We start from the raw sequence: 6,248 nt of genomic DNA, 5'->3' as shown, positions 1-6,248 counted from the left end.
GTTTGTGGCGATGGCGTCAGAGTGGAAGTGATCAAACGAACCTCAGAGAGTTTTGAGCAATTGCCGTGCGCGATGGATTGTGGAACGCACTTTTGGGTGGCTAAATAGATTTAGGCGCTTAAGTAAGGTAACGTAAGTGTATTCAGATGTAAGTGAAGCAATGATTTATGGCTCATTAATCCAACTCATGGTCAAGCGACTAGCTAATTTAAGATTTACTTTATAAATCAGCTCTTAGATAGGATGGTGCATGAATATTTTGCACAGCGTTATGAAAATTCCACAGAAGTATTAGAAGCGTTAGGTTTGACAACTTCACCACAACCAACACCAGCATCAACACCACAATTAACAATTTCATCTATACCTAAAACTCAAACCCAACCCCAATCTAATAAAACCAGAAGAAAAATATTGATCTTAGGAGGTTTAGCAGGAAGTGGGTTTGTCGCAGCAATATTAAGTAGAGACTTGTGGAATGGATTTTTAGAACCAAAAACATACCCATCTCCTAAAACATACCCATCTCCTAATACTTCCATTCAGAAATTTGAGACACTCACACTTAACAGCAGGGGAGAAATAATAAGTCGCCGTCAAGGTCAAGCAGAAGTAATGATAGAAAACTTCGACGATGGAGTCTCTCTAGAAATGGTAAAAATTCCTGGAGGTAGATTTCTCATGGGGTCTCCAGAAACAGAAGCAGGAAGAGATGATGACGAAGGTCCCCAACATTATGTAGATGTGCCAGAATTTTTCATGGGAAAGTATCCAGTCACTCAAGCACAGTGGGAAGCAGTTATGGGAAATAATCCTTCTAGGTTTAAAGGTGCAAGTCGTCCTGTAGAAAGAGTAAGTTGGAAGGACGCGACAGAATTTTGTCAGAAACTCTCACAAATAACGGGTAAGAAATATAGCTTACCCAGTGAGAGTCAGTGGGAATATGTGCGCCCGTGCAGGAACAACAACACCTTTTTATTTTGGCGAAACTATAAGGTCTGAGTTAGTTAACTTTAATGGCAAGTATACTTATGCTAATGCACCGAAAGGAAAATATCGTCAAGAAAAAACAGATGTGGGAATTTTTCCTCCTAATGCTTTTGGTTTATACGATATGCACGGGAATGTATTAGATTGGTGTCAGGACGTTTGGCACGAAAACTATAATGGAGCGCCTACTGATGGAAGTGCTTGGGAAACTGGAGGAGATAATAATCGTTAACTGCTGCGTGGCGGTTCCTGGCTCAGTGCTCCTGCTTACTGCCGTTCTGCGTTTCGCGAGGTCAACGTTAGGCGCGACATCCACAGCAACTATATTGGTTTTCGTATTGTGTGTGGTGGCGGGAGAATTTAATGAAGTCAGAAGTTTGAACTCAGAAGTCAGAAGGTTTTTTGAACTCAGAAGTTAAGGTTTTTGAAGTAGGTAAATTCAGATATAATTTAGGAAAAAAATCACTATAAAGTTAGAAGCTTTGAGGAGGAAAATAATTTGAGTAATCAACAAATTTCAATTCAGGAAAGAACAAAAAAGTTTGCGGTTAGAGTAGTCAAAGCTTGTACTTGGTTAGAAGGAAAATCTAATGTAAGTAGAACTTTAGCAAATCAATTGTTAAGGTCAGGAACTTCTATAGGAGCAAATTGTAGTGAAGCTAAGTCAGCTCAATCTAAAAAAGATTTTATCAGTAAATATGAAATTGCTCTCAAAGAAGCAAGAGAAACAAAATATTGGCTAGAAGTTATAATAGAAGCTGAAGTAGTATCATTAGAAAAGTTCAAATACCTAATGCAAGAAACCGAAGAAATTATTAAAATATTAGTCGCTACGATTAAAAAGCTCAAGCAATAAACTTCTAACTTCAGCATAACTTCATAAATATTTCTGAGTTCTAACTGCATCAAAACTTCTGACTTCTAACTTCATAAAAACTTCTGACTTCTGACTTCAAACTTCTGACTTCATAAAGACTTCTGACTTCAAACTTCTGACTTCTAACTAGGCTCCCATCCCCGAATATTGCTTCAACCCCAGTCGCCACAACCAACGGTTTAACCCAAAAAATATAACACTCCAAACAAACATAACTAATAACCCCCGCCCAACATCCACAGGCAACCCTACTAACAAAGAAGCAGGAAAATGAACCAGATAAGGAAACGGAGTCCACAATACTATTTTCAGTACCAATTCTGGAAACACTTCTAATGGAGCAGTTATTCCTGATAAAAACATATAAGGCAATAACCAAAGTTGCTCGATCGCCCTAGCTCTTTCAGTCCAAAACGCACACATAGCTAATGTATATTGAATTAAAAATCGCAATACCAACGCCATTAAAACTACGATTAAAAATAACAATAAATCGACAAAATTCGGCAACCAAAATGCTTGGGGATAGAGAACAAAAAATAATAGTATTAAACCTAAAACAAAAAGTCCTCTTGCAAATCTTTCTGAAATATGACCTGCTACATGATGCCAGACTGGATCTATGGGTTGTAATAATTTAGGAGATAATTTTCCTTCAACTACTTCATCTTCAAAATCAAAAATTACCCAAACAGGAGTTATAGCTCGAACAATAAATACTGCTAAGAAATAACGAGAAAACTGTAATTTATCTAATGGAAATTCACCTTTTATTGCAGCTTCTATCCAAATGCCCATCATAATAAAAGGTAAAGAAGATGACAATACCCATAAGACTAATTCGGCTCTATATTCTAGCATATAGGCATAGTAAGTAGAGAGAAAAACTTTTGCAGTTTTAATAATTTTTTTCATTTTTCCAGTGCGGGAATCTTGCCCGCCAGTAATGTACCTAACTGAGATAAAATTCTCTATTAATAACAATAATTGCTCTAATTATTGAGTATTGAATACTATGTTATCTCAAATCCAGTTGCTTTGGAGTGTTATAATAAACCGGGTTTGTTGGAGACTAATATTATTATGTTTGAGCATTTAATACAAACCCGGTTTCTGCGCTTTTTGTAATTATTGAGTTATAAAAAACCACGTTTGTTGGAGCTTAATATTATTATGTTTGAGCATTTAATACAAACCCGGTTTCTGCACTTTTTGTAATTATTGAGTGTCTAATACTATATCAACAACAAGCCCAACCAAATGCTACTATATTTTTATGCTCTTTGCATTGAGTAATATGACCACAACCACCATCAGCAAACATATAAGGTAAATTATCCTCAGAATCAACCTGAAAAACTAGCCTCATTCTTTCATCACATATCGGACAATTAGGATATTCTATTCCCTGAATCCATAAAGGCCAGCCAGCTAATTTATCTCCTTCAATTGGGAAATTATCCTCATATAATTCATCATCTAATTCTATACCAAATTCTAGAGCTTCATCATAATTAGGATAATCTTCTAATTGTTGCAAATTAACAATTAATTTAGGTGGAAAAATATCTTCAAATTATGGAATTTCTCTATCTTGAGCTTCTGCTTCTGGTTGAATAATTCTGATTAAATGAACATCATAAAATGGTAGCCATCCTTCATAATCACAATCATAAGTTAGGTCAGCATTAGTGCAATCAAACATTTGTAAAATACCACTACCAAATTCATTTTGTAATGCTTCTGGTAATTGATTTAAGTTGAGCTGAAAAAAGAATTCTAAAGGATTTTGACAATGAATACATTTCGGCCATGGTTCGTCTTTTGCTAAACCTTGGTTTACCAGCAAATTTAGAAGCAGTTAAATCACCATCACCTTCAATAGTTATGGGTTTCCAAGCTGCACGTTTATAGGGTTGAATTTCTGGAGGAATATTAGTCATCGTATTTTATAAAAGTAAAGAAACCGATCGGGAACAATTCAATAGATAGATATTTTGCTGAATTGAAAATCAAATAAATTAGAATATATTAATTGTAGCAACTGCTCTTATTTTTGACTTTCCAATAATAAAAAATCAAATCAACTATCCCAAAGAAATCATCAATTATTTCTCCCTACACATCAAAACAAGAAACCGGGTTTATTGCCTTAATTATTCAAATTATGAAACTTGACCGATAAACCCGGTTTCTGTATAAGTCCTAAATATATCCAGCAAGAATTTAACTTCTAACTTCTGACTTCTAACTTCTGACTTCAACCTTCCCTGACCGAAAAACTCTACCAATAACCTCCTCAATAGGTGGGTCAGTCACCGTCAAATCTTGTACTTCTAACTCTGCCAAAATTTGCGCTACAGTTCTAGTTAAATTTTCCCGGCGCACCAACAAACGTACTACCTGACCTTCCAATGTTTCCACCTCTCCATAATTAGATAAAAGTTGCTGAAAATTATCTACATCTGGAGGAATAGGATTAACTAATTCTATTTGCACCTCCCGATAAGGAGCAAAGCGATCGAGTAAACCATCTAAACTGCCATCATAAATTAACTCACCTTGATATATCAACAACACCCGCTTACACAAAGCAGTAATATCAGCCATATAATGACTCGTCAACAAAACTGTTGCTTGATAACGTTGATTATATTCCCGCAAGAATTCGCGTACTGCTGCTTGAGCGTTAACATCTAAACCTAAAGTTGGTTCATCCAAAAACAAAACCTGTGGTCGATGCAACAACGCTGCCATTAACTCCGCTTTCATCCGTTCCCCCAGAGATAATTTTCTGACTGGTTGTTTCAACTTCCCCTCTAGAGACAACATCTCTGTTAACTCCATCAACCGTCTGTAATATTCTTCGTCCGAAACATCATAAACAGCAGCATTAATTTTCAGCGAGTCTAACACAGGTAAATCCCATATTAACTGTTGTTTTTGCCCCATGACCAAAGTAATTTGCTGTAAAAATTCTCTCTTGCGGTCAAAAGGTATATTATTTGCAACCTTAACTACGCCATTAGACGGATGAATTAAACCTGTCAACATTTTCAGGGTAGTAGTTTTACCGGCACCGTTTGGTCCAAGAAATCCGACTATTTCTCCTGGGTCTATCTCAAACGAAATATTTTCAACTGCCTTAACATATTGGTATTGGCGACGAATAAAGTGACGCAATGTTCCTTTAATTCCAGGTTCTTTGATAGCTACTGGATAGACTTTGCTTAAATTTTTAGCGAGTATAATAGACATAAGTTCAAATATCAATTTAAGTTATACCAATTCACTTTAGAGATGTCACAAACTTTAAATGTGAAATAATTTCCTGAAATTACTGTAGCGTCAAAGTTTTGAGCCTGTAAAATTTTACTTTTGACTTTTGTACGGGCGAATGGCCATTCGCCCCTACTTCCCCTCCTGGGAGGGGTTAGGGGTGGGTTGACTTTTAACTTCAGTGAAACGGTATTACACGCCAAATTCCATAGAAATGGATAGGCAAAAAAAAACTTAGCATATTAGGAGACATATTAATTATGGTACTTACCCCAGACTTTTCAGAACCCCTTGCTCGTTTATTAGGAACAGATGGTGATGATAATGAAATTATCACAGTACAACAAGCTAATGATTTTCCTGGAGGAGTATTAGCTCTTGCTGGTGATGATACCATGAATGGTTCATCCGTAGAGGACTCAATTTTAGGTGGAAAAGGAGAAGACAATCTGTTAGGGAATGATGGTAATGATAGCTTGTTTGGTAATAGAGATACCGATTTTCTCGATGGTGGCGATGGTGATGATATATTGTATGGAGGTAAAGGTACCGATTTTCTCGATGGTGGCGATGGTAATGATACCCTTATTGGTGATGCTGGTGTTGGTATTTATCAGGGTGGTTTGGGAAGTGATGTATATGTTTTCAGAACTGAGTTAGCACCAGTAACACAAGATTTAAGTTTTATTAGTTCTATAGTTCCAGTAATTCCCAGTAGTATTGAATTGCCTAATGCAATTATTACTGACTTTAACTCTACTGAAGATATTATTGGATTAACCGGAGGGATGACAAAAGCTGATTTAATCTTTGAAGATTTTAACAGTTTAACTGAGTTTGGTATTAATACAAATCTGATTTTACCATTTCTTAGCGATGAACTTGCACTGTTAGCTAAGACTGGGATTTCAGTGCAGGATTTAGACCCGAATAATGATGGTATTTTAGAAGGTACTACTATTAGAATGGGTAGCACAAATCAATTATTAGGATATGTGTTGAACACAGATTCGGCACAAATTGCAGCTTTACCAGAATCACAGTTTATTAGTGTAGATTTTTGATGAATTAATAGGGTGTATATTATGCACCCTGAATCCAT

6 protein-coding genes and 2 pseudogenes are annotated in these 6,248 nt (G+C 36.1%); 4 read left to right on the top strand and 4 right to left on the bottom strand.

All coding sequences use genetic code 11. The features are described from left to right. The 3 genes and pseudogenes from F6K22_RS43165 to F6K22_RS27730 all read left to right on the top strand — a co-directional run. Positions 1 to 121, top strand: a pseudogene (locus F6K22_RS43165) (IS5/IS1182 family transposase); the annotation flags it as partial. Between the two features lie 110 nt (positions 122 to 231). Beyond that, a pseudogene (locus F6K22_RS27735) lies at positions 232 to 1,354 on the top strand (formylglycine-generating enzyme family protein); the annotation flags it as partial. A 135-nt stretch (positions 1,355 to 1,489) separates the two neighbouring features. Next, complete coding sequence (locus tag F6K22_RS27730; RefSeq protein WP_293105523.1) at positions 1,490 to 1,846, top strand: four helix bundle protein; 357 nt, start codon at positions 1,490 to 1,492, stop codon at positions 1,844 to 1,846. A gap of 147 nt (positions 1,847 to 1,993) precedes the next feature. On the opposite strand, the gene F6K22_RS27725 is transcribed toward F6K22_RS27730, so the two are convergent. From F6K22_RS27725 to F6K22_RS27710, 4 genes are all read right to left on the bottom strand, one after another. After that, the gene (locus tag F6K22_RS27725; protein ID WP_293105520.1) at positions 1,994 to 2,782 is read right to left on the bottom strand and encodes an ABC transporter permease; all 789 of its coding nucleotides are present in this window, start codon (positions 2,780 to 2,782) and stop codon (positions 1,994 to 1,996) included. Between the two features lie 325 nt (positions 2,783 to 3,107). Then, positions 3,108 to 3,407 carry a YwqG family protein gene (locus tag F6K22_RS27720; RefSeq protein ID WP_293105517.1) on the bottom strand — a complete coding sequence of 100 codons (300 nt, stop codon included), beginning with the start codon at positions 3,405 to 3,407 and terminating at the stop codon, positions 3,108 to 3,110. A 36-nt stretch (positions 3,408 to 3,443) separates the two neighbouring features. Beyond that, complete coding sequence (locus F6K22_RS27715; protein ID WP_293105515.1) at positions 3,444 to 3,716, bottom strand: DUF1963 domain-containing protein; 273 nt, start codon at positions 3,714 to 3,716, stop codon at positions 3,444 to 3,446. Positions 3,717 to 4,114: 398 nt separating this feature from the next. Beyond that, positions 4,115 to 5,125 carry an ABC transporter ATP-binding protein gene (locus tag F6K22_RS27710; protein WP_293105512.1) on the bottom strand — a complete coding sequence of 337 codons (1,011 nt, stop codon included), beginning with the start codon at positions 5,123 to 5,125 and terminating at the stop codon, positions 4,115 to 4,117. A 281-nt stretch (positions 5,126 to 5,406) separates the two neighbouring features. On the opposite strand from F6K22_RS27710, the gene F6K22_RS27705 reads away from it, so the two are divergent. Next, positions 5,407 to 6,210 (top strand): calcium-binding protein, encoded by an 804-nt coding sequence (locus tag F6K22_RS27705; protein WP_293105509.1) that lies wholly within the window; start codon positions 5,407 to 5,409, stop codon positions 6,208 to 6,210. The last annotated feature ends 38 nt before the right edge of the window (positions 6,211 to 6,248 follow it).

Origin of the sequence: Okeania sp. SIO2F4, assembly GCF_010672385.1 — a bacterium.
Classification (GTDB): Bacteria; Cyanobacteriota; Cyanobacteriia; order Cyanobacteriales; family Microcoleaceae; genus Trichodesmium.
The sequence above is the reverse complement of the archived record's forward strand: the minus strand, read 5'-3'. Positions and strand labels throughout refer to the sequence as shown.

Coding starts and splice junctions, on each gene's coding strand:
- F6K22_RS27725 (WP_293105520.1), bottom strand. CDS start 2,782: ATGAAAAAAATTATTAAAACTGCAAAAGTTTTTCTCTCTACTTACTAT.
- F6K22_RS27705 (WP_293105509.1), top strand. CDS start 5,407: ATGGTACTTACCCCAGACTTTTCAGAACCCCTTGCTCGTTTATTAGGA.
- F6K22_RS27710 (WP_293105512.1), bottom strand. CDS start 5,125: ATGTCTATTATACTCGCTAAAAATTTAAGCAAAGTCTATCCAGTAGCT.